The sequence below is a fragment of the Kribbella sp. NPDC023972 genome, assembly GCF_040639075.1.
Classification (GTDB): Bacteria; Actinomycetota; Actinomycetes; order Propionibacteriales; family Kribbellaceae; genus Kribbella.
Map to the genome: position 1 here is coordinate 1 of NZ_JBEZZH010000010.1, position 26,248 is coordinate 26,248.

Consider the following 26,248-nt stretch of genomic DNA (forward strand, 5'->3'; position numbering starts at 1 on the left):
GTGCGGCGCTGACGCGCCGCACCACTCACCAGCCCTGACGGGCTGGTAATAGTTGCCCTAGGCATGTGGTTACTGTTTGTGGTGAGCGTGCCCGGCGCTGACGCGCCGACACGCCCACCACGAGCCTGACGGCTCCGCGTTCACGATGCTGACGCATCGCAAACTCAATCCCCCAACACCCTTATATACAAGCGGACACCATTGCTTATAGCAACAAAGACAGCCAGCAACGGCGAGGGTCAGAGGCTGCGGCCCAGCACCCCAACCACACCCACCACCACTACCCCCAGTCACCAACACCCCAACCCGCCGGCCACACCCACCGCCAAAGAAAAGTGCCCCTCCCCTCCCCCGCAGCAAACACCACACCGCAAAGAAGGGGCCCCAAGCAAACACAACGCCAACCAACTACGCGCAGACCAAACCCCCAATCCCACGCGCAGAGCTGCCCCTGCTCAACAACGACCGACGGTGAATCCCGCGTCTTCGAGCGCCTCCTTGGCCGCGTTGATCTCCCACTGCTTGGCGAGGCGATCGCGGGGAGTACCCGAGGTTGGCAAACAACGCTAGCCCCAACCACCGACAGTCCAAGCCCAAAGAGCCGCCTGGACAGCCCGCACGGGGTCCCTTCTGAGACACGCCAGAAGGGCTCGGTCCGACACGTTCGGACCGAGCCCTTGTGTCCCGCAGCTCTCGCTACAGCCGCTGACCGTGCACCGCGTCGACCACGAACCCCAGCGGCACGTCGGCACCCGCCCTACGTGCTTCCTTTCCGTCGAACAACGAGCGCTCTACCGCACCGATTGTGTGGACCGCGAACTCCCGCCACCAATGCGTCCCCACCGTCAGCGCCGGAATCTCGCTCGCCTGGATCGTCGCCGTGCTGAACGAGACCGTACGCGGCAAGCCAGCGCACAACTGGTCCCGCAACTCCCCCACACTGTGGGCGAAGGCAGCGCTGTCGTTGGTGGCGGCAACGACCACGATCTCGTCGCCACCGAATGTCGCCAGGCACGCGAGCGGCAGGTCAGCAGCCGACAGCCAGCCCCGCGAGATCGTCCCCAGACGCCCCATGAACGCGTTGCCCGCCAGGTGCCCAAAGGACTGGGCATCGACCGCTCTACGGCCCTCTACGTACGACTTGAGGTTGTCCACGTCACCGATCGCCAGGCCGACCCCGACACCGCCCCTGAGCGTCAGGTGAAGGATCGATGGAAGGCAGGCGAAGAAGTCCGGCCACGCGACAAGGCCGGTCGTCGGGTCGTCGCGGGCCTCGCTGCACCAGCCGCCCCGCGTAGCGCCCGGGAACCGGTCGTACCGAACGCAACGGGGCTGGTCGCCGGGCGCACGACCCCGACCCGGGAAGCGACGTGGAAGGTCACGAAATACGGTCAGAGCTCTACCCTGCATGAGGATGTCCTCCGCGCTTTGTGGGGTGGCTAGCCCCGGTGGTTGGTCACTCCCAACCTAGCGCCGAACACCCCCCAAAACAGCCCGAAATCCTCGCCGGGACACCCCGCATGGGGTGCCCCGGCGAGGATCGATCTGCAGCCAGTTGCCGCCAGCAACACAAGCCCTCAGACCAGAGAACAGCAGGGCCTGGCGACCTTCAGCCGGGGCCGGCGTATTTCAGACCGCCGGCCCCGACTCGCGATCGTTTAGCTCAGGAGCCAACGGCCAGCTGGTCCGACCTGGCTGCAGTCAGTGCCGCCATCACCGGCTCAGCGCTGGTCAGAGGCGCAGCCGGGAACGTCCTCGACCACAGCCACCGATGCACGCCGCCCGCGCCTCGCGAGGGCGGTGCCAGCACGGGAGCATCCGGTGTCACCAGCTCGACATCGGGCGCCGGTGTGAACCCAGGCCCGACCGGCGTCGTGCAGAACACCCAGCCTCCGCCTGGGGTCCGCATGACCGGCGGCCAGACCGATGGGCGCTGCTGCTCGAGGCGGCGCATGCCGTACGCCCCGAGTGTCTGGGGAACCCGCCAGACCGCGACAACGGCGCCCGAGGCGATCAGCACATTCGGCGGTACAGGTACGCGCCAGAGTGCCTCGACCTCGCTGGGAGTGTCGATCGGCGCAGGCGTCAGCGGGTGCATGCCCGGCGACGCGCACCAGCGGTCCCCGCAGCTGCAGCGCCACGAGGTACGCCAGCTGGTCGTCTCGGGGTCAGGCACCATCGGCGAGCCGGGCATCACAGCGATCCCGTGGTCGACGTAGGCCTGCGCAGCCGCCAGCAGTCGTGAGCTTCTCTTGAACACGCGAACCAACCTCCTGCCACTCATCATGACGTATACGGCGAGTTCGAACAGCGCCCGTTTCCCGATCCCGGACTGCTCAAGCCGGGATCTGGCTCTCTTCGATCGTCAACTCCAGACCTCCAAGGGGGGTTCAGGTCACCGGGAAGGCACCCGGTGACCTTGCCCCTGCCCCGCCTACCCACCAAACTACCGACCTTCGGCACTTACGGACTCTCGCAATCTCTGGGTCCAGCTTCCAGCCGAGCCACAACCCTCGTCGAGTTCCTTGCGGCGGGCAACAAGGAGAATCCCATCGTCCTGATGCTCACATTCGTGGGTCGACCGTCGCTCTGCTGACACCGGTCGATGGCGATCGCAAGCCGACCGCATCCGTTCCCGACGCAGTCGGGGCGCTTGTCTTGTTCGCGGCACTGCAGGCGGTCTTGTCCGACATCCACCCAATATCCGACCAGCTCGCTCGGCGCGAGGACGATCCCGTCGCGAGGCTTATCCGGGCAAGCCGACCGAAAGGCCGCCGCGCGTCACGTTTCACTCGCTGATGATGGTGGCGAGACGAGAATTGTTGTGTCCAATGTCGGGCCTGCGCGATCTCCGAGTGCCGTTCGGGTCTCGGCGACCGGACGCCTAGAGCCGAGCCCCGGTAACGACGGTGCTTGACAGTGACAGCCCGCCAGCGGGCCGCTGCTCAGCGGGTGTAAGCCGGCTTCATCGCCCTAGCCAAAGCGAGGGCGATGAAGCCGAGGCCCCGCAAATGCGACCACGCTGACGGGGCCCTCGTTCTCGATCCGCTAGGGAGTCCCGATGAACTGCTGGCCAGGTTGCTGGGCCTTGCGATCCTGATCGCAGCGTCAGCCCGCTGTCCGCCGATGCTCGGACCGCTTCGGGCGGGAGCGAAGTTCAGACAGGCCTGGTCGTGGTGGCCTACGGTGTCACCATGCACCGGACGGGAGCGGCCACCCCTGGATTGACCACCGCTGTGCTCGACGGCATCCTGCGGAGCCAGCGCGAGATCGGTGGACCCACTCCGTACTCCTGCACCAACCTTGACGTCGAGCTGCTCACCGCTGCTGACGCCGCACTGGCGACCCGCACTCCGCTCGCGGTTGTGTACTCCCTCGCCACCCCTGCCACCCCGGTCATCCTGGCCGCGGCCGCCATCGTCGCCGCCGTCAGCACCGCCCGCAGCGCACGAGTCCAAGTAGCCGTGGCCGCAACCAAGCTCGGCGCTGCCACCGTCTACAGCGACCTGCGTCTGCGCGACGTCCCGCTCGCCCAGCTCGTCGCGCGCACTCGCGTCACCGCTGACGGCACACCCGGCCTCCCCTCCGCCCGGCTCCGGGCCGCGCCCGGACGCCTGCACCTCACCGGATCGCTGGACCGGCTCGGTGCTCTCCTTGCAGACCTCGACGCCCTCGTCATCGACTCTTCCGCCACCACCCCCGCGGCTCTGAGTTCCTTTCTCACCCGCGCCGTCGACGGCGACCGGCCGCGGCCCGGAGTGCTGTACGTGACCACCAGCCCGATGGACCCGGCCCTCGACGTCGTCCGCGGTGTTGGAGGCCTGGTGTGGGCCTGGGATCCCCCCGCCGCCGCCGCCCTCGCCGACCGCTATCCGGGATCGGCGCCCGCGGCTGCGCCGGGCGTTCCACTTACCACCCCCACGGACCTGCTCGCCTCCGCCGCGGCCGCTCATATCCAAATCAGGGTTCCACCCGCAAACAGTCTCGATGCAGCCCTCTCCCGCCTTTGGCGGGCCCTGGGAGCCCTTGTCGACAGCTATTCTGCGACCAGCCAGGCCGCACGCACGTCGGTCGCCGCGGCGACCCGCTGGGCTTGGCATCTATACCACGTCGGCGCTCTCCTTCCGGTCGCCCCGGACGTCTATGACCGTCACGCCCCAGCCGTGTCCTGGCTGGCAGTCTCGCGCTTGGCCGAGGCACCGGCAACCGCCCGGGCGTTCGCCCGCACCCAGACCGGCATGCCCGCACAGGCTTGGTATCGGGTGGCCGAGGCGTTTATCGACCTCCTCGACGCCGGCCAGGGTCAGGACAAGCTCGGCATGCTCATCGAGTGGGTCACCGGCTGCGTTGCCAGTCAGCAGCCCGCGGCGCTGCTCCTGGGCAACCAGACCGCGATCGCCGCCGTGGCCGCTGCACTCGATGAATCTCCGCTCGTGCCGGACCAGTGGCACCACATTGTCATCTTGGCCCAGCCTCGCGACGCCACACGGATCGCTCTCGCCAAACCGTTGGCCCGGGTCTGCGTACCCGGCACCCTGCCCGCCCGCAGCTCAGGCCTGTGGAATCTTCCACCGGCACCGGAGGTCAGCATCCTGGCGGCCGGCCCCGATCAGGCCGCTCGTGCGGTCGCCGCCATCCGCACCACCCGCACGCGCGCTGGCGAGCTGCGGTGGGAGACCACCTCGCTGACCAGCGAACTCCTCGGCATCACCCCACGCACCGACACCACGGCCCAGGACGCTCTCACCGGGGTCAGCATGAATCAAGATGGCACCTTACGGCCGGTCCCAGACGTCGCCGAGCTTGAGGCATGGAACCCGTTTGACGTCGACATCGTTGCCGAGCTCGCGGACATCGTGACTACATCAGGCGACCTGGAACCGCCTCCACCGGTCCGACGGGACGGCGAGGACACTGTCACCCAGGTTGCCGCCGTCGTCGTCCACGTCCGAGACCTCCACTCACCTCACGGCAGCGCCGCCGGCCGAATGCTGCTGCTGGACCCGGCCGACGTGGTGACCCGGCGCCGCGGCCACCGGGCCGAACGCGTCGCAGCCAAGTCGCTGACCGCAGGAGACGTGCTCGCGCTGGTGGATCGGTCCGCCCGCGCTGACCTGCTAACCTCGGTGATCGCGAAGCTCGCCGAGTCCCCCGCATATGCCACCTTGTCTCTGCTGGTTCAGTTCTGGCACCTCCGGGCCGCCCGGGTCCGGCATCTCGACTTGACCTACAGCGCCATCCTTCGCCGGATGCACGGCACAGCCATCACCTCCCCCGGCACCATCGGCACGTGGGTACGCGGCGAGGTGGACGGACCGCTCGACAAGACCGACGTCGCCCGGTTCGCCGCCGCCGTCGACGATCAGGACCTGGCCGCCCAGGCGAATCAAGTTGGCTGGGCGATGGACACACTGCATAGGGTGCACCGTAAGGTCGGCGCCTGGTTGAGCGCACGGTTGGACGGCGCCGCCCTGGCCCCAGGGGACGCGACGGTCGATGCCGCATTGGACATCGGCATCGCGGACCTCCTCGACGCCGTCTCTTTGCATGAGGTCACGGCCGTTGACGTTGAGCGAACGGTGGTGCCTGTGTCGCTGCTGGGAGTCCTCCTTACCCAGGAGCAGTTGACCGGCGCAGTCTGATCGTGGCCGCCCAGGAGTTAACACTGCCAGGCAACGCATGGACGCTCGGTCACCGTCGCGGTGCGCGCTCCGGGGAGACAACCGCGGTCAAGTGCATGAGCGGGCAGGCTGCGGCCCCGGCGCCGAAGCAACTCCTTGTCTGGGCGTCAACAGGAGGCGGGACCGTGATCCCTCATCGGCAGCTTGCCGGGTGGTGACCGGTGCACTCTGGGGCGGCCAGCAAGAGTGTCGAACGTGGCCGGGCGACGATCAGTTGCCGCTGGCGGTGCAGCGCCACGGTCTGGGTTGTCCCGTAGAGCCGCACAAGCAATCGACTCATTCGGGAGAGGCAACCGACACCGCGCACCGACCTCACGTGCGCCGAGCCTCATTGGGCCTCCACGTTCAGCACCCAGACCCATCAGTACTCGGCCGACCGGCCCGACTGCCAAACCCGAACGGAGGACGCCAACTGGCGCCCTTGGCCGATCATCCGGGCACCGAGTCGCTGCTGAGCGGCCTGCTCCCCGTGCACCAACATCACGCATTGCGGAGTGGCCTCAACCGTCAGGTTCATCAACTCATCGGCGTTCGCATGCGCCCCGAGGTGGTACTGCGCCACCTGGGCGAGCACCTCCACCTCTTCGGGGACGCCGTGGCGGTTCGGCAGCCGGAATCTCCCGCCGCCCTGCTCCCCCAACCGCAGCAACGCCTTGCCGGGCGACTCGCTGTCCTGATAGCCGACCAACATCAACGAGGAGTCCCGGTCCGGCAGTACGCGGCCAGCCCACTCCACCACCGGGCCTTGGGTCATCATCCCCGACGTTGCGATCACCACGCCGCTGCGCAGCCGCAGCCTCTCATCGGTGGTCCGGCCGGGCTGGACCCGCCGCAGGTTCTGCTCGAAGATCCGAATCGGTTTTCCGGTCGGGCCTCGGTGCTTCTCGTAAATGTCGCTGACCGTGCGGGCAAGCCCATCGACGAGGACCTCAACCTCGGGGAGGTGCTCTGCGCAAATCAACGCCACTTCCTGCGCCCTGCCCAACGCGAACGCCGGCACCAGTGCCACCCCGCCACGGTCGACGGTCAATTGCACCTGCCGCACGAAGTCGCCCACGACCCGCGACCGCGGATTGATGGGCTTGCGGTCATCACCGTAGGTCGACTCCAGTAGCAGCAGGTCCGCTCCACGCGCGCTTTCGGGAATGTCGTAGCCGCCGACGGTGAGCTGGCCGGGTCGCGACACGTCCCCGGTGACCACGACCCGCTGCTCGCCGGCGGTCACCACTACTCCGGCGGCCCCGACGATGTGGCCGGCCCGGAACAACTCGAGCGTGAGCGCCCCTACGCGGAACTCGCGGTTGAATGGCACGTCCCGCAACCGGTCCACGGCGTCGTTGACGTCGTTCTGCGAGTACGGCGGCAGCGGGCCGCCGCGCCACCCGTCAGCGTGAGTTTTGCGCTCAAGCACTTTTGCCGAGTCATTCCACATGGTGGCGAGCAGATCGCACGTCGGCAAAGTAGCGAACACCGGCACATGCGGCTGCTTGGCGACCACGACGGGCACCCAACCGCCGTGGTCGTTGTGAGCGTGGGTGACCACGACGGCATCGATGCGCCCCGCGAGGGCTCGTGCGATGCCAGGCGGCGCCATCGACCGCTCGTCGTCGCCAGACGGCCGAGTACCGCAATCGATAAGGATGCGGGTGCCGCCGGCGCTGATGAGGACGCATGATCCACCGACCTCGTCGCCGCCGCCGACAACATCGACGGTGAGGGCAAGCTCGGCGAACGACTCAAGCTGCATTGGCCGCGCGATCGCGTCCAGCAGCGCCGGGAGCCACTCACCCACGCCAGCAATCGCCTCGGCGGGCATCATCCGCCCTAATCTCGCCTGGGCCGCATGCCGCAGGATCAGCTGCTCGACAGGTTCGTGTGCCAGTTCGGAGACCGTGTCGCGAGGCGGCCGCACTACGCCAGCGCCCTCACCAGGGTCGGGGTCACGCACGAGGGCGTCGCGAAGACGCTCCGCCGCTCGGGGCAGGTCAGTGAGCGATAGCCGTAAGGCGTTCAGCTGATGGGTGGTCGTCTCCAGCTGGGCACGTGTCTCCTGAAGGCTGGTGTCCAGGGCGATGTTGCGGTTCAGGGCCTCCTCAAGCTGCCGTTCGGTCTCGGCGCGTTGGTTGCGGGCCCGGTCGCGTTCGCGGCGGGCGTCTTCCAGCAAGCTGCGATCACGTCCGGCGCGCTTAGCGTCCGCGCTGGGGCCGGCCGAGCGGCGTTCAGACCGACGGCGGCGCTTCCGCTCGGTACGCGCCTCTTCCAGCAGCCGCGTGACTCCTTCTGCGGCCTGATCGGCCACCGCCTGGTCGGCGGCGACCAGGCTGACGGCCAAGTGGGCAGCCGCCGCATCGACCGCACCGCTGTCGTCAGTCTCCGGACTGAGCAGCGGGGTCAGGTCGCGGCGCAGCAGTGCGCGCAGTGGTGGCAGTTTGGCCAAACCGGCCAGGGCAACGCGGACGTTGTTGATGCATAGCACCTCTGCGGACGCCGCACCGGCGCGTCTTGAGAGTCTGGTGAACGCCGCGTCCAGGACCGCCGTCAAGGGCGGGCTGAGCACCTCGGCTACCGGGGTCTCTTCCCACGGCCGCTCGCCCACCTCGCTTGTCGAGCCGGCCGAGTCAGGCTCGTGTCCGGCCTTGGCGTGACCGGGGTCGGAGGTGCGAGCGGTGTGGACGCTGCTGGTCACGAGACGGCTCCGGTGCTGTGGACGGCGCGGGTGAGGACGGGTTCGGTGACCATGAAACGGGTTCCCGGCGGGGTGACGAGCATCCCGGCCAACCGGAGAGTGCGTAGAACATCGCCCACGCTCAAGAAGCCGGCGGCCATTACGCGCTGCGTTAACGCGACGTCCTCGGCGACCAGATCGGTCACGACGTCCAGCGTGTCGCCGCCGGCGCTCGTCCACTCGGCCGCGGCGGTGAAAGTCGCCGCGAGCACGCCGGGCACGTCCGCGGCAGCCGGGTCACCCAGGCCACAGGCGGTGGTGAAGGACCGGGCGCCGCTGGGGCTGGCAAGCCACTCGGTGAGGTCGGTTAGACACCGGTCGGCCGAGGTGGGGCCTTTGACGTCGAGAGCGCGTTCGATCAGGATCGGCCAGCCGCCTGTGGCGGCGCCCAGGTCCCGCAGCTCCTCGGGGGTGTGGAAGGGCGCGTCTATCTCCACTGCCCACAGTCGCAAACCGGCGTCGTCGACGCGGGTGAGCTCGACGAGCTGGTCATCGAGCCCGACCCAGGTTGGAGCGGTGTCGGTGGAGACGACCAGCACCAGGGTCATCGGGGCCGTGGCCTGCGCATGCACCCGGCCCTGGGCATCCAGTAGTGCCTGGACCTGCGCTCCGGAGGCGCTACGCAGGTCCATCACCAGCATGCTGGGCTGGGTCAGGCGGCTGGCAGCACCCCGTAGTCCTTCGGGGGTGAGGTTCTGCAACCGCCGCACGTCCAGTCCTTGGGCCCGTCCCTCGGCGGCGACCTGTTCCAGCACGGGTGCGGCTCGCTGCACCGCGAGCGCCTCGGTGCCCAGCACAACTTGGCTGCGGCCGGTCCCGGCTAGCAGCCGGCCGATCTGTCGAGCGGTCAGCGGGGAGCGATGGTTGCTGTGCGGCAGCTTCGCTCGATATGACCCGGCGTCAAGCGACGTGGGCAGAGTGAGCCGATCCTCTGCGTTGAACAGCACCTCGGCCACTTCGTCGGCGGTACCGAGCAGCCGCAGCACATACGGAGTGCGCATGCGGTAGGCACCATTGTCGAGAGTCAGCAGCCCGAGGTCGCAGCATTCAGTGACCAGGCCGCGCAGGTAGTCGATGGGCAGGTCGGCGAACCCGGCCGGCCAGTACTGGCGGCACAGGTCGGCCAGCTCGCTGAGCCGCAGCCCTAGGTCGACGCCGTTCTCATAGGCCGCCAATGCCACAGCGTGCACGATCACTTGGTAGCGATGGTCCAGGTTGAGGGTGAGGATGTACTTCTCCCGGAAATCGTGCGCCAGTTGCTGGTCGTCAAGCACGGTGGCGATGTCGTCGTCGGTGATCTGTTGCGGGGGACCGTCCCCGACCTCCCGGCTGGTCAGGTGCTCGGTCAAGGCGCGGCCGAACAGCTGTAGCAGCGACGGCACCGAGTTCGTCGCCGCCAGGATGCGGGCGATCTGCGAGGTCGGGTCGGCAAAAGTGAAGCCCATGACCGACATCGGCCGGGTGATCAGATCTTGCGCTGCCTGCGGACGCAGCGGACCCACCACGATCGGCTTGCCCATGTGAGCCAGCGGCTGGTTGGACAGCGACTCGAACCGGCTGGTGCGGTGTAGCCCCGCGAATACGAACTTCACCCGCCTCCCCTCGGACTCCATCAGTCGTTTGCAGGCACCGACGTTGGCGAACTTGCCGCCCTTGGCGTCGGCGGTCAGGAAGTTGTCGGCTTCGTCGACGAGAACCAGCAGCGACCGGTGGGTGTCTGCTGCCAGCCAGGCCCGGATCTCCTCGCTAACTGCATCTGCGTCGGGGACCCGGTCGGCGGTGGCGTTAATGACGCCGGCGCGGCGCAGCTCGGAGTCCAGCATTGGCCACAGTGCCTCGGGTCTGTCGTCCGCGCCGACCTGGCGCACGTCGAGCAGCACTGCCCGCTGGGAGGAAACCTTGTTGAACTCACGTTCAGCCGACCGCAGGAGCGCAGACTTGCCCAGTTGCCGGCCGCCGGACATGAAGGAGGGGCCGTTCATGTCGATGACCTGCTGGCGTTCCCCAACGCGGCCGTAGAACATCTCTACCGGCGTGTTCCCGGGCCGGTCCGCGTACGGGCTGTCGGCGGCGAACGGCAAGGTGCAGAACGCGAGTGTGGTGCGCGACGGTTCGGCCTGACAGGCCAGGTAGGCCATCAGCGCGGCGTCGACGACGATCGCGACCGGACGCTTGTGGCCGCGGGCCGCCGCGGCTAAGGCACGCCGCTGGTCGGGGTCGAGAGCGCCTGCCAGGTACAGCACCAGCACGGTGCGGCCCGGGGGCTCTTCCCGAAGCCAGTCGACGAGAGTTGTGGGGCTGGTGTCCTTCCATATCAGCAGCACACGCAGCGAGTTGCCGCCCGGCCCCATGTCGGACCCCAGTGCGGGCGACATGGCCTTCGCGGCACCGTGAACGCCGCGCAGGGACGCGAATTGGCGGCCCGCGAGGCGGTGTTTGTCGAGCTCGAAACCCCCGGAAAGCTCCAAGCCCATCGCCGCGAGGATCGGCTTGAGCATGGTGCCAAGGTCGATGTGAGGCTTCCGATTGGCCAGGTGCAGCCACGCTCCTACTGCCGACCGACCGACCGACAGACTCGCCGCAACGGGACCGGAGGACTCCAGGTGGGCGGCCTGGAATAGCTCGGCCACCGGGGACGTGGGATCCTTGCCGCCGAGGGCAGCGTGCAGGTCGACCAGCAGGGTGGGGTTCGCGGCGGCGATGCGTGGGACGACAGGGAAGAACCGGGCCAGGTGCACGTCATCGGCTCGGGTCTCCGGCAGAGGTGTCCCGGAGGTGAGCAGTTCGAGGAACTCGTCAGCGCCGGAAACGTCGCCACGGTCGTTGACAATCGCAAGGAGGGTTTCGCGGTGCTGCTCGACAAGCGGGTTCTCAGCGGCCTTCTTCTCGATGCGCGCACGGGCTTGCTCGACCAAAGCGAGCTTGTACTCCTCCACGACGTCCCGGATCCGGTCCAGGGCGGCACGGATGGTGCCGAAGTCGCGACGGTGGGAGTCGCGCATCCCTTCAAGCTCGGCCAGCAGGGAGGACCACACCGGTTCGGGCAGGGTCTCGTCGCGGCGCCGGCTGTTCACCTGAACGGTCACGGCGTCGATCTCTCGGGCTACTTGCCCAAGAAGAACCGCCACGTCGGCGTCGCGGCGCGACCGAAGCAGCGGTCCCGTCCGGTCGGGATCCACTTGGATGAGGGCGGCCACGATGACCTCGGTCAGGTCGTGCTCGCCGCGGTCGGCTCGGCGTCCGTACAGGGTCTCGGTGTTCTCTGCTGGCTCCGTTGCCAGGGCAAACGCGGCCTCGCGCAGTTCCTCGCTGTTGGGGTCCGAGCCCGGCGGTAGCAATGTGCCGGGCTCCAAGGTGAGGTCGGTTCCCAGTAGCTCGCCGCGGACCACCCACTCTGGGGTCGGCTCTGGCCCGGTCGGCGGGTGTCCGGTGCAGGTGGCGAAGGTGGCGATGATCATGCTCGTGACGGCTTCTACAGTGGCCGCTTCCAATGCCCCATGGCGCGAGGTGGTGTCGCAGTTGGCGCGCAGGTTGGTCAGCTCCTCGAGGGCGGGTTCGCGAAGCCCGTCGAGAGTGGAACGCAGCTTGTCCAGGGGGCGGGCCGCGCTGGCGGCGCCGTGGATGCGAGCCGATAGCTCGGTGGCGTTGGTTGCCGCGTCGGCCCAGGCACCGGCAACGTCGAGAACCTCCTCCAGGCGGTGCACGATTCGCTGGCGGGCGCCGTAGTCGATACGCCGGTACTTCGCCGTGCGGCCGCGCACCTCCTCGAAGGTGTCATCAACGATGCGGTCCCCCGCGCGGCGAATCTCGAGGATCCGTTGACGCACGTCACCGGCGCGCACATAGTCGTTGGTCACCACCTCGTCCAGCAGGGATCCGAGTACCCCCTCGGGGGTCATCCATTGCTGGTAGACCATGTTGGCGGGGGCGTACTTCACTGCGCGCTGCGACGCCGTTTCGAGCAGTTCGCGGGCCTTCACGGCCAGCCCCTGGGCGGCCTGACCGGCCTCGTGGGCGGCGGAGACGTCGCCCGCGTGCTCCGGCAACGCAATTGCGCCCCCGAGGGAGGCGGTGGCCAGTGCGTACCCGACCTTGGCCAGGTTCGGGGAGCCCTCGACGCATGGGGAGAGCTCAGTCAGAACCGCGGCGGCCCCCGAGATCGGGGCTAGCACAGCAACACGGGCGGCCGACGCCCAGGCAAGTAGCTGACCAACACGGTCCTCGGCTAGAGACTCACGGCTGATCAGGTTTTGGTCTGCCAAGAACGCCGCGGCGAGAGCACCGGTGGCAGATGTGAGCCGAGCCTGGTAAGCCGCCAGTCGACGAGCGGCCGCTCGCGACGGGTGAGTGTGCAGCATACTGGCCAACCCGTACCGCGCCTGGGTGATCAACTGCGCCTCGACCGCTTCCTGGTCGGGGATGAGATCGGCCGTTTCGCCGGCGCCGGCACCGTCGGCCGGTGCCTCAGTTACGGCCGTGTCCCGGACGTGCGAGGCGTTCTGGTCGGTGTCGTTCACCGTAGGGGTACCGGTGTCGCGGATCCGCAGCGAGCCGGCGTCGGCGGAACGAAGGAAGTCGTCGAGTGCGCTGAGATCAAGTGCATCCTCAACGGGGCCAACCGGCGCCGCGCTGGTGGCGTTGGGCATGCTCTCGGGGTCGTCGCTGTCGGGGGCTGCTTCTGCGCAGAGGGTGTCGCCGGCCGATCCGCCAGCATCGCTGACCTCGAGGGCCTCCCCTGGCTCGTCCGAGCCGAGCGCCTCGCTGCCGGTGACGGGCTCGGCCCGAGCGGTCTCCTTGGCGCCGCTGGTCGGTTCGGCGGGTGTACCGGCATACTCGGCGTCGTCGTCAGCAAGGTTGCCGCCGACTGCGGCGGGCGTGTTGCCGGCAGCGGCCGCCGCAGGCTGTGGCGGCGGCTCGGTTCCGAGAGGGTCCGCCGAGTTGTGCAGATCGAGGGTGCCCATGAGTGCGGCCGTGACGACCGGCAGGGCCTGCGAAGGCAACCCGGCCCGTGCGTCAGCGTCGTGCTGGGCGATCTCGGCATACCCCAAGCCGTCCCCGGAGCGGGCGGATTCGGCGGCCCGGGCGAGGAGGGCGAGCGCCGTCAGCGCCTCGGTCGTCTCCTCGTCCAAAGTGCCGGCCAGCGCTTGGCGGGACAGGGCACGGACCGCTGCGATGGCCTCGTGTAGCGGATCGGGACCGGAAACGGCTGCCAGCGAGGCAAGCAATCCGGTGCGGTTGCGGTCTTCGACGAGTGCGAGAACCGCGGCGTCGATGCTCTCGATGCTTGGTTGCACGCTCGCAGCGGTCTGTCTCGCCAGCGAGACCGCGATCCGGTGGGCTGCTTCGGTGAAAGCCAGCAGGTCGGCAACCTCGCTCACCTTGGGGGCTTCGCCGTTGTGGAGAGCGTCTGCGACCCGGTCGGCCAGTTCACCAGCACGTTCCCAGTCCAGAAGATCGACCTCGGCCAAGGCGTCCGCCGTGGCCACCGCTCCCTCCTGGCTCCCTGCGGCGGCGTGGGTCGCGCCGCTCCCGACCGGTTGCTCCGCCTGTGGGGTCAGGTGGACCCCGTCGGCATCTCCGGCGCGCTCGTCGTCGATGGCCGCTGCCTTCATGTTGACGGGCGCGTCGGTGAGAGCGCGGCCATGCCCCGGGTCCGCGCTGTGGTCGTCATGGTCGCGCTGCTCGCACGTCGACCGAGCAGCCGCAATGGCGGTTTCCGTGCGCTCGGCGAGCGATGCGTCCTGGGCTCGGTCGATGACGTTGGAGGGCAAGATCTCCTCAAAGCCCGCGTTCGCCGGTAGCAGATCTGGAATCTTCTTACGTGCCAGTTCATATGCTTCCGCGACCATCGGGTCGGCCTGAGCGAGGAATGCGATTGCAGGCACCCCGATGCCGGCTTCACGGGCGGCGACCGCAATGGCTGCCCGGAACAGCGGCTGTGGGATCACGTTGGAGCAGCGGATCAGACGGTCGACGAACCCCGGATTTTCCTCAAAGACCTCGATGAGGTCGGTCACCTCCCCCCCGGTGACCTTCACCCACTGTTCGCGGGTGAGGCCATTTAGGGTGAAGACGTCCAGCATGGGCAAGAACAGGAACGACAGCAACTGCTGCGATGGACGGGTGCGCAGGACGCCAGCCAGTGCGGCGGCCATGCCTCGGTTCGCCTTCGCGGCTTTGCGCATGCCCAAGGACCGCATCACGTATGACAACGGCCCCAGGGACATGCTGCGGAGCATCTCCAGCAACGCGTCGACGTCTAGCGTCATTACGGCCTTTTCGACGGCAGAGTCCAAGACAGCTTCCAGGTCCTGAGCTACTCCGGGCCACAGGCTCTCCGGTCCGTCCGCTGCCAACTCGGCCGCTTTATCTTCGCTGGCGGCCGTGGCGTCCCCCGCGGGTTGTGTCTGCCTGCTCGTGCTCCGTTTGCTCTTCATGTCATTTTCCGCCCCATAGACCTCTTCCGATGTGTGTAACGGTAGCCCCGGGCCCGACAGATTGTGCCGACACCGACACGCCCCGATGATGAGACGTGGGCCAGGCCATCAACTGATGGCATCACAACGCGGCTCGGTAAGCCGGGCATGGAGGGAGTGGTATCCCCGCGTCGACGCGTTCCGGCAGGGGCTCGCACAACCAAATGACCGTCCGCATCCGAAAGGGACCGGGAAGTACTGGACGGATTGTCGATGCCCTCGTCCTACCATCAGCGGTATCCGCACCTGCTGGTGCATCAACTGAATACCGCTGGGAAATTATCACCCACTTGCTGGGCGCGCGAGGGACTGCCGGACGCGTCTCCGCGGCACCGCCGCACACTTCATCAGTCGAGGAGCAGCCATGACCACAACGACCCCCGGCGTCGCGCCACCCCATACCGGTGCACAGATCCACGACGCCCTGCTCGGGACGCTCGCCCGGCGGATCGTCAACCGCGCAGCCGGGACTGACGTTCCGGTCGGAACTCGACTTGCAAACACTCCCCAGCCCCGGCTGTGGCTAGGCATGCTGGCCTCAGAGCCGAAGCTCATTGCCGAAGCCCAGGCCGGCTACAGCTATGGCGAACGTCTGGTACCACCCGCCCAGGGATTCACTTTCCGGGTCTCCGCGCTGCCCGTCACGCTCGACCTAACCGTCTCTGCCACTGGCTACCTGGCACTCACCCCTACCCTCGCCGAGCAGCGGGCCGCGGTCACCGCCGAAACCGACACCAGCGACAGCAGCCCGGGGACCGGCAACGGCCCGGCGGCGGGTGGTGGGTCCACCCGCGGGCACAAACTGGCGCAGACCTGGTCCAAGATCGCTCTCGAGCCAGTTACCGTCACCGTCACGATCGACGACGCTACCCCGCCGAGCTTCCGTGTAGCCGAAGACGAGCTCAGTGCCGCGTTCCGTGCCGCAATTCGCCCTCCGGCGGGCACCACCCTGTTCCGACCGCGCCGGGCGACGCCTCCTCCGGGGTCGCTACCACGTCTCGACGACCTGGTCGACGAGACCACCTGGTCCCGCTACTGCGCAGCCAATCTCGTCGACGTCACCGACCTGCTCCCGCCGGAGCTGCGCGCCGCAATCGAGATCGAGGTGACCACCGGTGACGACAGCATTGACATCCTCCTCACCGTCGTCAACACCACACCGGCAGCCGACCAGCAGACGTTCGACGGCAGCCACCCCTATAGCCATGAGTTCCTCGACAGCCAAATCTACGAAGTGGCCCTGACCGCGGCCACCGTCAGCCCGCTGCGCAACTACGAGCTGGAGCAGGTCGCCCAGTCCTATCGCTATGACCGCACCGTCCCCGCGCTCGGCCATGGCTGCCCCGTAATCGTCGAGACCGACCCGGGCACCGGCCGCACGCTGCTGCGCACCCAGTTCGCCGCCGAGCAGCAGACCGCCCGGGTCTACCCCCGCGAGACGCTGATCCTGCCCGATCAGCCTGACAGGTCGATCGACACCAGCTTCGCCTCCCTGATCGCCGACCCGGTGGGCATCGTGGAGAAGCTGGTCGTCGCGCACCGCGCCTGGGTCGACCATCACTGGAGCGACTCCGAGCTGGACCGGCTGGCCACCGAACGCGACTGGAACGCCGCCGCCCGCACCGACGCAAAAAAGGACGCGACCCTGGCCCGCAAGGAGGTCGACTGGGTCGCCGCCGGTTTGGAACTACTGAGAACCGATCCGCAGGTGAGGGACGCTTTCGTGCTTGCCAACCGCACCGTCGAGGCCTCCGCCAAGGGCAACTACACCGCCTGGCGGCCGTTCCAGGTGGCCTGGATCGTCGGCTGCATGCCTGGCATGGTCGACCCAGATAGCCACCCGGACGTCGACATCGTCTGGTTCGCCACAGGCGGCGGCAAGTCCGAGGCGTACCTGGGGCTGATGGTTATGACCTTATTCTACGGCCGCCTGACCGGTGTCACCGCCGGCGCCCAGGTATGGGCCCGGTTCCCGCTGCGCCTGCTGGCGCTGCAGCAGGCCGAACGGTTCGCCGCAATCGTGCTCAACGCAGAGGTGCTCCGCCAGAACGATGGGCGAATCTCGTCCGGAGACCCGTTCGGGATCGGCTACTTCGTCGGCGGTGGCAATACCCCCAACAAGCTACAGAGGCCCGACCCGACCAATCCCTACTACCGCGGCCAAGACCCCCGCGACCCTGCCACGGCCACCGCTTGCCGGGTGCTCGAGAACTGCCCGCTGTGCGACCAACGGCTTGAGGTGTCCTTCGACGAACCGTCCTGGACGATGCGGCACATCTGCCGCACGGCCAACTGCAGGGCTGCCGGGGTACTGCCGGTGTGGGGCATCGACGACGACATCTACCGGCACGCGCCCGCGGTCTTGGTCGGCACCGTCGACAAGCTCGCCCAGCTCGGCCAGTCCCGCGAGTTCCAGATCCTACTTGGCCGTGCCCACTCCCGCTGCCTCGCACACGGGTACACCAGCAACCCCGCCTGGTGCGCAGTGTTCGGCTGCCACACGAACCGACAGCCGATTCCGACCGGGTTCGGGCACATACGGCTCGAGATCGCCGACGAGCTTCATCTGCTAGATGAGTCCCTTGGCGCCCTCGACGGCATGTACGAGACCCTGCTGCAGACCATCAGCGAAGACCTCGGGAACCCCCCGATGCAGATCGTTGGCGCCACGGCGACTATCGAGGGGTACGCCAACCAGGTTGACCACCTCTACAAGCGGCCCGCCCGCCGCTTCCCAGTGAACGGGCCGGTCGTCGGCGAGACCTTTTGGGCCACGACCGCTAATGACGACCCCCTGCGCCGCTACCTCGGCGTCCGGCCACGCCAGATCACCATGGTTACTGCCACCAGGGAGGTGGCCCTCAGCCATGCCTACTGGCTGGCCGACCTGCTCGCTAATTCGGTCGCAGTTGCCACGGAATCTGGGCTGGACGGCAACGACCCGCGCGTGTTGGCCGCGGTCAAGGCCGCCGGTGAAGATCTGTACGAGGTGCTGGTCGCCTACTGCCTGCGCAACGAGGACTTGTCCAGTTTCGCGCGCGACGCCTCGGTGCGCGAGCTCCTGGCCAGCCAGGACAACCTCGCCGTGATCAACGGGGATGCGGAACCGGCCGACATCCGCAGCGCAGTCGGCCGGTTGTCCACACCGCCGGTGGACCCGTTGGAGCGGGTCAAGATCATCGCCGCCACCAAGGCGATCGGGCATGGGTTTGACGTGCACCGGCTCGGCGTGATGGCGGTGATGGGCACCCCGACCTCGGCAGCCGAGATCATCCAGGCGTCGGCCCGGGTCGGCCGGAAGCACCCCGGGCTGGTAGTGAACGTGATCAACCCCACGCGGGATCGGGACGCCAGCGTGTTCCGTTACTACGCCGACTGGATCCGGTTCCTGGACCGGCTAGTACACAAGGTGCCGGTGAACCGCGAGTCGCTTCCCGTGCTGAAGCGGGTTCTTTCAGGTGGGCTGATGGCCTGGCTGCTGCAGGTCCACGACCGTGGCTGGCTGACCGGGGCCCCCCGGCGCCGCAGCCTGGCGGACTCGGTGGCGTTCGCCGATGCAGTCACCGCCGGCTACATCGACCGGTCTCTGTTGATCGACAACCTCTCCCGCGGGTTCGGGGTTGATCCGAGGTCGGTGTACCAGCAGATGCACCGGGACGCCGTCGCCGCGTGGGTCGACGACCAACTGGCGGCGCTGCCACTGCGCGCCGAGGCCGGCAAGCGGCTGCCTGACCTGCTGTCGCCGCCAGTGCCGCGGTCGCTGCGTGACGTCGAGGAGCCCATCGTCATCTACGGCGACGTCTGATGCGTTCCGATCCCATCGCAAACCTCGTTTTTCCTTCGTCTGTAAGGAGCTGTCATGGCGATCGATGAACTGCGTCGCACCAACATCTCCGCACTGTGGCGCTACATGCCCGGTCAGCCATACAACTGGGCATCTAAGGCCACCGTCGTGGGTGAGGACCCTCGTCAAGTGTCAACCCTTGACGTGCCCGAGGCGTGGGTGGCGCCGCAACTGCGACGGCTGATTCTCCCGTTCGCCGCGGCCGCCTCTGGCATCCCGGGCAGCGGTCCGGAACTGGAAATTATCGACCGCCACCAGTTCACACTGGTGAAGGCGGAGGATCTGCGTGCAAGCCGGTTCCCGAACACATTCCTATGCCGAGCCTGCAGTAGATTCAGGACGGTACGGTCCGGACAGCCGGCACCGACCTGCGCCACTGCGGCCCACGGCGCCATGGAACAATTCCCGTGGGCCGAGGTACACGAATGCGGCCACCTGGCCGAACTGCGGCCGCCGGCCTGTGGGAACAACTGCCGTGCGCCCATGGAACTGCAGAACACCCGCGACCTCTCCATCGCCCGCTGGTACTGGAAGTGCACCCGATGCAAGACTCGCTCCGACCGGCCGGTCGCAAACTGGTGCACAGGCTGCCGATCTGGCCGGGTGCAGCTGACCCGACTGCCTCAAACGCTTGCGTACTACCCGCAGCAGATCACCGTAATAAACCCACCGACACGCTCCACCTACAACACCACGCTCGCGCACGACCAGGTCCACCCTGCCGCGGTCGCTCAGGCGATGGGGGTGCTGCCCCCTGGCCTGGATGGGCTGCGCGCCGCCGGCGGCAACGGCACCGACGCGGTCGCGGAGGTGCAACGGCTGGCCGCCATACTGGGTTGGACGACCGGCGACCCCGCTTACCAGGCGGCGATGGCCGACGCGCACAAGAAGGCCGGCTCGGCACCCGCGTGGCGGGAGAAGGTTGATGACCTCAACCTGACACCCGAGGCGCTCGACGTGCTCGGCGAGGAGTGCCGGCAACTCTCCCTCGCTCAAGACGCCGCCAGTCTCAACGCGGAGGACCTGCAGGAGACTTCGAAGGGCACTCCGCTGGAGCCGCAGTATGCGGGCTACCGCTCCCTGTTCGCCCGATACGGGCTCATGGACGTGACGCTGCTGCGCCAACTGCCAGTCGCCTACATCGTCGCCGGCTACTCGCGGGTGGCCCCCAAGGCGGAGACAACCAACCGGCGGGGTGCGACGGTGAACGCCAAGTTTCGGTTCTTCAACGGCGGTCGCGACGGCAAGTTCCGGATGTACGGGGTGCGAACCGAGACAGAAGGGCTGCTGTTTCGGCTGGACCCGCTGGCCGTAGTCCGGTGGCTGGTCGACTCCGGCCGCGTCGCCGATCCCGAGGTGACCACCTCAACCGAGGCACAGCAGTGGCTGTTCAAGGTCACCGACCCGATCACCGACCTCTTCAAGCCCCCTGACAACAAGATCAGCGAGGCGCTTCTGGGGCTCGTCCACTCGTTTGCGCATCGGGCGATGAAGGCGCTCGCGGCACGCTGCGGTTTGAATGTGGACTCACTCGCAGAGTTCCTGTTTCCGTCCAACTGCTCGTTCCTCATCTATGCCAACACCCGCAGCGAATTCATCCTCGGCGGCATAGAGCACGTGTTCCGCTACGACCTCGCCGACGCGCTGACCGAGTTGGACGCGGAGTCGCGCTGCGTGTTCGATCCGCCATGCCGCCACCACTTCGGCGGCGCGTGTGCGGCTTGCCTATACGTGTCGGAGGTTGCGTGCATGCGGTTCAACACTGTGCTCAACCGAAACTTGCTGTTCGGATCGGTGCCGCCCGCCGCCGGTGCGCCAACGGGAGATCAGGAGGTGACATGGCGACCGTTCTGGATGCTGTGAGGCCGCTAGCGGGACTGCTGGCGCAGGCCGCCGATCCCTATGGCGCGGTAGGCGAGCTTACCCGGCAGGTCGCTGCTGGCGCCGACGGCGCCAGCCTGACCCAGTCCTTGGCTGACGTGGTGCGGGACAAGGCGTTGGCCGGGCCGACACTCACCTTCGCGGGGGTGCTCGATGACCAAGGTCGTGTGAGCCCGGCGGCGGGAGTGCGGCTGGGGCAGGCACAGCTGTTGGTCGAGGTGGAGGAGGACTCCGGCTGGCAGCTGGTGCTGACGGTTCCATCCTTCCTGCGCCAGCCGCTGGCGGCGCTCGTCGCTAGTCATGGGGATGGGGCTAGGCCGCGGGAGACCGGCCAGGTGCTGGCCGAGGTGGCCGCGTCCGCGCGACGGAGGTTGGTGGTTGCGGCACCGTACCTACACACAGGCTTCGTGGCCGTGCTGGTGCCGACGGTCGAGCGGCTACTCACCGACGGAGGTGAGGTTTTGGTGGTTACCCGAGCGTTGTCGCTACGAGCGCCGCAGCAGTCCAGCGCCAACGTGGACGCGGTCGGGCTGCTGCGGGCCGCGGGAGTACGGAGTGGGCGGGGGGTGACCGTGCGGTCGTGGGAGGACTCGGGGCTGGGCATCCACTTCAAGGTTCTGCTCGCCGATGATGAACGCGCGTACTTGGGGTCAGCGAACTTCACCCCAGGCGGCGCTGGCGGGCACGCCGAAGTCGGGGTGCTGCTCCGCGGCCAGCAAGTGACCCATCTCGCGCGGTGGGTCGACACGGTTGCCAACAGCCTCGCGGAGCGACGGTTGCCCGCCGGCTAGCTGACCTGCCCACCCGCTAGGGAACAGATCGTTGACCTCGATGCGACCATCGACCAGGCGCACAACTCAGAACCAGTCCGCTCAACTGCACCGGGTGGGCTAAGAGCGCTCGTAGGAGTCGGCAGCCAGCCGCGCCCGTCGGACTAGGTGAAGCTTCTCAACGTTGAACTGCCAGTAGCCCGCTGCATTTCGTTCGGCGGGATCCGTTCTTGTGACGCGAGTAGGCGGGCAGTGCTGATGCAAATCACGAGTATCTTCGCCGCGCCGCGGGTGCCGGTGTAGCCAGCAGGCATCGGGTCCGGTCGCGGCCGCGTTTGCGGCCGAGCACCCCGAGCTCGGTTGCGAGCTTTTGGACTTCGAGCCGGTAGACCGGGCGGCGGGACCGGTGCACTGCGGTCAGGTTGCCGTCGGCAATCAGCTTCCGGATGTCGTCTTTCGAGCAGCGCAACAGCCGCGCGGCTTCTTTCAACGTCATCGGGTCGGCGCGATCGCGGTGATGTTCCACGTCGGACAGGCGCAACTGCCGGAAGCTGTGGGGCCCGCCGTAGGTGGGAAGGCGTCCAAGCCTCATCAACCGGCGGAGTCCCTCTGTCGAAGGCGTACCTCGAGGGCTTCGAAGAGCTCGCCGTACCGGACCAACACGGTGCCGGTCCGATCATCCACCCATACAGCGGTCCACTCGACCCCGTCGATCTCGGACCAGTGCGAGTCGCAGGATGGAAGGCACCCGGGCAAGGAGAGCGGCCCGCGGCCGCTGCTCCATTCGAAGCTGCTCGTGCTGGGCGTTACGGCCTACGAGGACGACGAGGAGTTCGCCGGCGACATCATGCGATTCACCCCCACCCGCACCTGGATGGGTTCGGCGAACTGGACCTATGCCGCACGGAAGCATATCGAGTTTGGCCTCTGGTCAACCGATCCAGCGCTCGTCAACCGCAACTACCAAGACCTGCTCGATCTGCTTCGGGTCAGCGAGCCATGCTCGGGCATTGACCATCGGGCCAACGCCCGAACTCGTTCCGGCGACGTGGGACAACGCCGCGTTCTACGAATACTTCACTGAGCAGTACGAGGAGCCATCGGAGGAGGACAACGACTGAGGTGTCCGCCCTTGGCGCTGGTTCGCGCGCCTGATCTCGGCGGAGCCCGCGATGCCCGATGCTGTGGGCAGCATCCGCTTCAGCCCGGCAGGAGAACCAGGATGGTCCGACGCACCGAAATCCAGCTAATCGATGACCTGGACGGCTCCGACATCGCCAGGGGCAAAGGCGAAACGATCCCTTCGCGCTCGATGGCACATCGTACGAGATCGACCTCAAGGCCAAGAATGCGGCGACACTGCGGAAGACTCTTGGGCCGTACATCGCAGCAGCACGGTCTGTGAAGGCCCAGCGATGGCAGGAGGGCAAAGCGAGCTGCCGGCCCGGAGGCCCGCCGGATCAAGGCCTGGGCGCGCGAGAACGGTACGACGCCGCACACTGACTTCGAGCCAGGACATGATCGGCTCAGCGCCCTAACGACGCTTGGCTACCGAGCGGTCGACTGGTGGAGGGCAGACTGTGGTGCGTGGACTGGACACGTGAGGGCCTTGAGAAGGCGGGCTTTGAAGGCTTTGTCCGGTTTGCGGACCTGACGTCGTCCAAGTGCCCGCTGAGCCGGGCGTGTACGTCGTTGTGCGAGACAACGACGCGCCCCGGCATTCCTGGAAATCAGCCCTGCTGGACGATTCAAGGGCAAGGATCCGTCCGTGGGAACGACGGAGCTCGAGGCTGCTTGGGTGGACGGCGCGCGAATCGTCTACATCGGCAAGGCGAGTGCCGGAGCCTCTGGTCGCCGAGGGCTAAAGAAGAGGCTGGACGAGTACCGCCGGCATGGAGCGGGTGAGCCAGTGGGTCATTGGGGCGGCCGATGCATCTGGCAACTTTGTGACAGCGATCAACTGCAGGTTGCTTGGATCGAGACGCCAGCCTCCGAGGCCGAGGACCTGGAATCCGAGCTGATAGCCCGATTCGTGACTGATCACGGCGGGCTCCCCTTCGCCAACCGCAATGCCGGCCGGAGTCGTGATCGCTGAGCGCCTGCAAGCTCGCGTCATCCTCGACCGCCCGGCGCGGCGCGCCCTACGGTGTGGACGTGACCTCGAATCTCCCGGCTCATGACTCGAACATCAGGCTGGCCGCGCTTCTTCGTACCGGACTGGCCCGCGCCGACGCCGAGGGACGGGCACGGGTCCCGCTGAAGCTGTTCTCTCCTGCAGAGCAGGACGAGTTGCAGGCGCTGCTGCACGCATATCTCTGGGATACCGCCGCTCCCCACGCCGACGACTGGCATCGCTCGCCGGGCAACATCATGACCTTGTGGGCGGAGTTGCTCGAGATCGGATCCAGCGCCCGCCACCAACTCATCCCACTGCGAACCGAGCTGGTCAAGGCCTTGACGGACCGCGGCCTGGCCTATCGCACCCATCCGCGCTCCGTGCCCGTCTTGGTACGCGAATACAGCGGTGGCCTCGCCGCCCCGGTGCACCCAGGAGATCCAAGAGAAGCCTCATCCACCATCGCGGTCGGCTCGTGGGGAGCCGGCTTCGGGGAGCCGGCAACGAACCGGGAGGTGGAGCTGGCTGCCGAAGCGGTGGTCACCCGCCATTACGAGCGACGCAGTTGGACCGTCACCCGCGTCGCGCACCTCAACTGTGGATGGGACCTGACCGCGAGCCGGGGCGAGACAGAGAGGCACCTGGAGGTCAAGGGCGTATCCAGCTCGATGCCCTCGATACTCCTCACCCGAAACGAGCTGCGCGCGGCAGAGCGGGACGGCAGCTGGTTGCTCGCGATCGTCACAACGGCACTGACCACTCCGAAGTTGCAGGAGTTCTCCCGGGATGCGGTGATCGCGGCCGCAGACCCAACTGTGTTCCGGGTGAATCTGAATCCCGGGTGATGTCGGCGGCCGCCGTAGGCGCGCACCAGATCGTCGCTTTCTCCTCTGTCAGCCCACCCAGTTCCGAAGAGGACCAGGACCGCCGGAACCGCCAACTTCTGCGGAAGCTGGAGGAGGGTAGCCGCCGTCTTCCGAGCCGTGCTCCCGTCTCGAGCGATCGCGATCAGCACGCGGCGCAGACCAGGGCGATCCTTGATGACCCGCGGTCAGCCCTGCCCCGGCATCCCGTCGGCCCCTGGCTCACAACCAGCTGACCATCGGGCGGCCCGAATGGCGCCCCGCCAAGTGCCGAAACATTTGGCGAGCGCTGGTGGACTATCGCAGAAGCCGAAGGGTTCAGCCAGGACAACCCGGACAGCGTCCTGGGCGTCGCCTCGGTCGACCCGCTCTGCTGATCAGCTTCACCCGCCGGGGTCACGGTTGTCGAACCTCTGCGGCTATTCCCGGCACTCCAACACCCGGCGGTACCACTCAAGGCCGATGAGTTGCATCGGATTCGTTCGCCGATCGTGTCGCTGATGGAGGTGCAAAAGCCGTTGCGGATGGTTGGATCAGATGGTTTGTTGATCGGCAACCAATCACGGGACGGAAGATGACGCTGCCCACCCCTACGCTGCTCACGGCTCGCCTTCGGCTGCGTCCGTTCGATGACGCGGATGCGAACGACCTCTTCGCGATGCACAGCAGCGCGTATGTGTTGCGCTACTGGGATGCACCGCCGTGGAGGGACCGCGAGCGCGCCGGGCGGTTTATCGCGGCTTGCCGGCAGATGGCAGAGGACGGCACCGGGGCGAGGCTGGCCATAGATCGCGTCTCCGACGGAGCGTTCATCGGCTGGTGCAGCCTGAGCCAGTGGAATCCGGACTACCGCAGCGCATCGCTGGGCTACTGCTTCAACGATGCGGCGTGGGGCCACGGCTACGCGACAGAGGCCGCAGGCTCTTTGCTGGCGTGGGCCTTCGACACGCTGGACCTGAATCGCGTTCAGGCTGAGGCCGACACACGCAACGTGGCATCGGCCCGCGTGCTGGAGAAGCTCGGGTTCCTGCGTGAAGGAACGTTGCGGGAAGACTGCGTCGTGAATGGCGAGGTCTCCGACTCGTGGGTCTACGGGCTGATCAGGCGGGAGTGGCGGCTGTCGTCCGAGCCGGTTCCCGCCCGCTGAGTGCTTGCACCCTCGCGAGTACGACGCGCTCAAGCCAGGGACCGTCGGTTCCGTGCCGCCGATGTCTACCCGTCGACACGACGATGTCGTCCGCTCAGTTCAGCACCGATGCGGCGCCGTCGGCCGCCTCCAGGCCGCTCCGCAGGATCCGCTTCGCCTGACCGCAGCCGCGAGTACGCCAGCCAGCCGGCAGCGACGGCGACGGTGGTGGTGCCCCCAATAGCGACCACACCTGCGATGTCAGACGGAGTCCCGGCGGCTGCAGCGAAGTCCTCGGCGTCTACGAGCGCGATGACCTGCGATGGGTCGTCGGGCTTGTAGAGGATCCGCAGTGGGGTCGCGTACCGCGTTCCGGCCGCCGGTGGGTGGCGGCCGTCGGCATTGCCCTCCAGGTCGCCCAGGCTGTTCGACAACGTCGCCACGTGCCGTTCCGTCGCCACGACGAACGTCACCTCGACCTCGTCGATGTAGCCCCCGCCCTTGCCGTACCGGACGGCCACCTCGACCTGGTCGGCAACGGTCGCGACACCGGTATCCAGAAACTCCTGTGCGACGGCTCGTTGGTGGCGGATGTCGAGGAGGGCGACAAGACCGAGCAGCGTCGCCACGAGCGCGAAGGCGCCCAGCACCGAGGCCAAGCGGGGAAAGGCCGACACGGTCTGCCTCTTTCGGTCGACGACAAGCACGTCGCCGACCAGGCTTCCCGGCACACCGTGCTCCGTCCCGCAAGAGCACGACGGACTCA

At 67.6% G+C, this 26,248-nt stretch carries 13 protein-coding genes and 1 pseudogene; 8 read left to right on the plus strand and 6 right to left on the minus strand.

Features of this window, described 5'->3' with window-relative positions; all coding sequences use genetic code 11:
* Positions 1-696: 696 nt before the first annotated feature.
* The gene (locus AB0F43_RS30910) at positions 697-1,410 is read right to left on the minus strand and encodes a GGDEF domain-containing protein (protein ID WP_360484743.1); all 714 of its coding nucleotides are present in this window, start codon (positions 1,408-1,410) and stop codon (positions 697-699) included.
* Positions 1,411-1,663: 253 nt separating this feature from the next.
* Entirely contained in the window at positions 1,664-2,260 is a 597-nt protein-coding gene (locus AB0F43_RS30915) for a bifunctional DNA primase/polymerase (protein WP_360484746.1), read from the minus strand.
* 934 nt (positions 2,261-3,194) lie between these two features.
* Between AB0F43_RS30915 and AB0F43_RS30920 the strand changes: the two genes are divergently transcribed.
* Positions 3,195-5,642 carry a hypothetical protein gene (locus tag AB0F43_RS30920; protein WP_360484749.1) on the plus strand — a complete coding sequence of 816 codons (2,448 nt, stop codon included), beginning with the start codon at positions 3,195-3,197 and terminating at the stop codon, positions 5,640-5,642.
* 400 nt (positions 5,643-6,042) lie between these two features.
* On the opposite strand, the gene AB0F43_RS30925 is transcribed toward AB0F43_RS30920, so the two are convergent.
* Together AB0F43_RS30925 and AB0F43_RS30930 are read right to left on the minus strand one after the other, a co-directional pair.
* On the minus strand, positions 6,043-8,367 hold the full coding sequence (locus AB0F43_RS30925) for an MBL fold metallo-hydrolase (RefSeq protein ID WP_360484752.1): 2,325 nt from the start codon (positions 8,365-8,367) through the stop codon (positions 6,043-6,045).
* Complete coding sequence (locus AB0F43_RS30930; RefSeq protein ID WP_360484755.1) at positions 8,364-14,843, minus strand: hypothetical protein; 6,480 nt, start codon at positions 14,841-14,843, stop codon at positions 8,364-8,366. Before AB0F43_RS30930 ends, AB0F43_RS30925 begins: the two co-directional genes overlap by 4 nt.
* Before the next feature lie 403 nt (positions 14,844-15,246).
* On the opposite strand from AB0F43_RS30930, the gene AB0F43_RS30935 reads away from it, so the two are divergent.
* From AB0F43_RS30935 to AB0F43_RS30945, 3 genes are read left to right on the plus strand one after another with little or no spacing between them, the layout of a single operon-like run.
* Complete coding sequence (locus AB0F43_RS30935) at positions 15,247-18,687, plus strand: hypothetical protein (protein WP_360484758.1); 3,441 nt, start codon at positions 15,247-15,249, stop codon at positions 18,685-18,687.
* Positions 18,688-18,741: 54 nt separating this feature from the next.
* A complete protein-coding gene (locus tag AB0F43_RS30940) occupies positions 18,742-20,589 on the plus strand; it encodes a hypothetical protein (protein ID WP_360484761.1) in 1,848 nt (615 codons plus the stop codon).
* The gene (locus AB0F43_RS30945; protein WP_360484764.1) at positions 20,565-21,398 is read left to right on the plus strand and encodes a phospholipase D-like domain-containing protein; all 834 of its coding nucleotides are present in this window, start codon (positions 20,565-20,567) and stop codon (positions 21,396-21,398) included. Before AB0F43_RS30940 ends, AB0F43_RS30945 begins: the two co-directional genes overlap by 25 nt.
* A 244-nt stretch (positions 21,399-21,642) precedes the next feature.
* On the opposite strand, the gene AB0F43_RS30950 is transcribed toward AB0F43_RS30945, so the two are convergent.
* Entirely contained in the window at positions 21,643-21,918 is a 276-nt protein-coding gene (locus AB0F43_RS30950; protein WP_360484766.1) for an excisionase family DNA-binding protein, read from the minus strand.
* A gap of 770 nt (positions 21,919-22,688) precedes the next feature.
* On the opposite strand from AB0F43_RS30950, the pseudogene AB0F43_RS30955 reads away from it, so the two are divergent.
* The 4 genes and pseudogenes from AB0F43_RS30955 to AB0F43_RS30970 form a co-directional block, all read left to right on the plus strand.
* Positions 22,689-22,880, plus strand: a pseudogene (locus AB0F43_RS30955) (histone-like nucleoid-structuring protein Lsr2); the annotation flags it as partial.
* A gap of 265 nt (positions 22,881-23,145) precedes the next feature.
* Positions 23,146-23,472 (plus strand): hypothetical protein, encoded by a 327-nt coding sequence (locus AB0F43_RS30960; RefSeq protein ID WP_360484769.1) that lies wholly within the window; start codon positions 23,146-23,148, stop codon positions 23,470-23,472.
* 59 nt (positions 23,473-23,531) lie between these two features.
* A complete protein-coding gene (locus AB0F43_RS30965) occupies positions 23,532-24,338 on the plus strand; it encodes a DUF3883 domain-containing protein (protein WP_360484772.1) in 807 nt (268 codons plus the stop codon).
* Between the two features lie 592 nt (positions 24,339-24,930).
* Positions 24,931-25,503, plus strand: a complete 573-nt coding sequence (locus tag AB0F43_RS30970) for a GNAT family N-acetyltransferase (protein WP_360484775.1) — start codon at positions 24,931-24,933, stop codon at positions 25,501-25,503.
* A gap of 65 nt (positions 25,504-25,568) precedes the next feature.
* On the opposite strand, the gene AB0F43_RS30975 is transcribed toward AB0F43_RS30970, so the two are convergent.
* Positions 25,569-26,213 carry a hypothetical protein gene (locus AB0F43_RS30975; RefSeq protein ID WP_360484778.1) on the minus strand — a complete coding sequence of 215 codons (645 nt, stop codon included), beginning with the start codon at positions 26,211-26,213 and terminating at the stop codon, positions 25,569-25,571.
* Between the last annotated feature and the right edge of the window lie 35 nt (positions 26,214-26,248).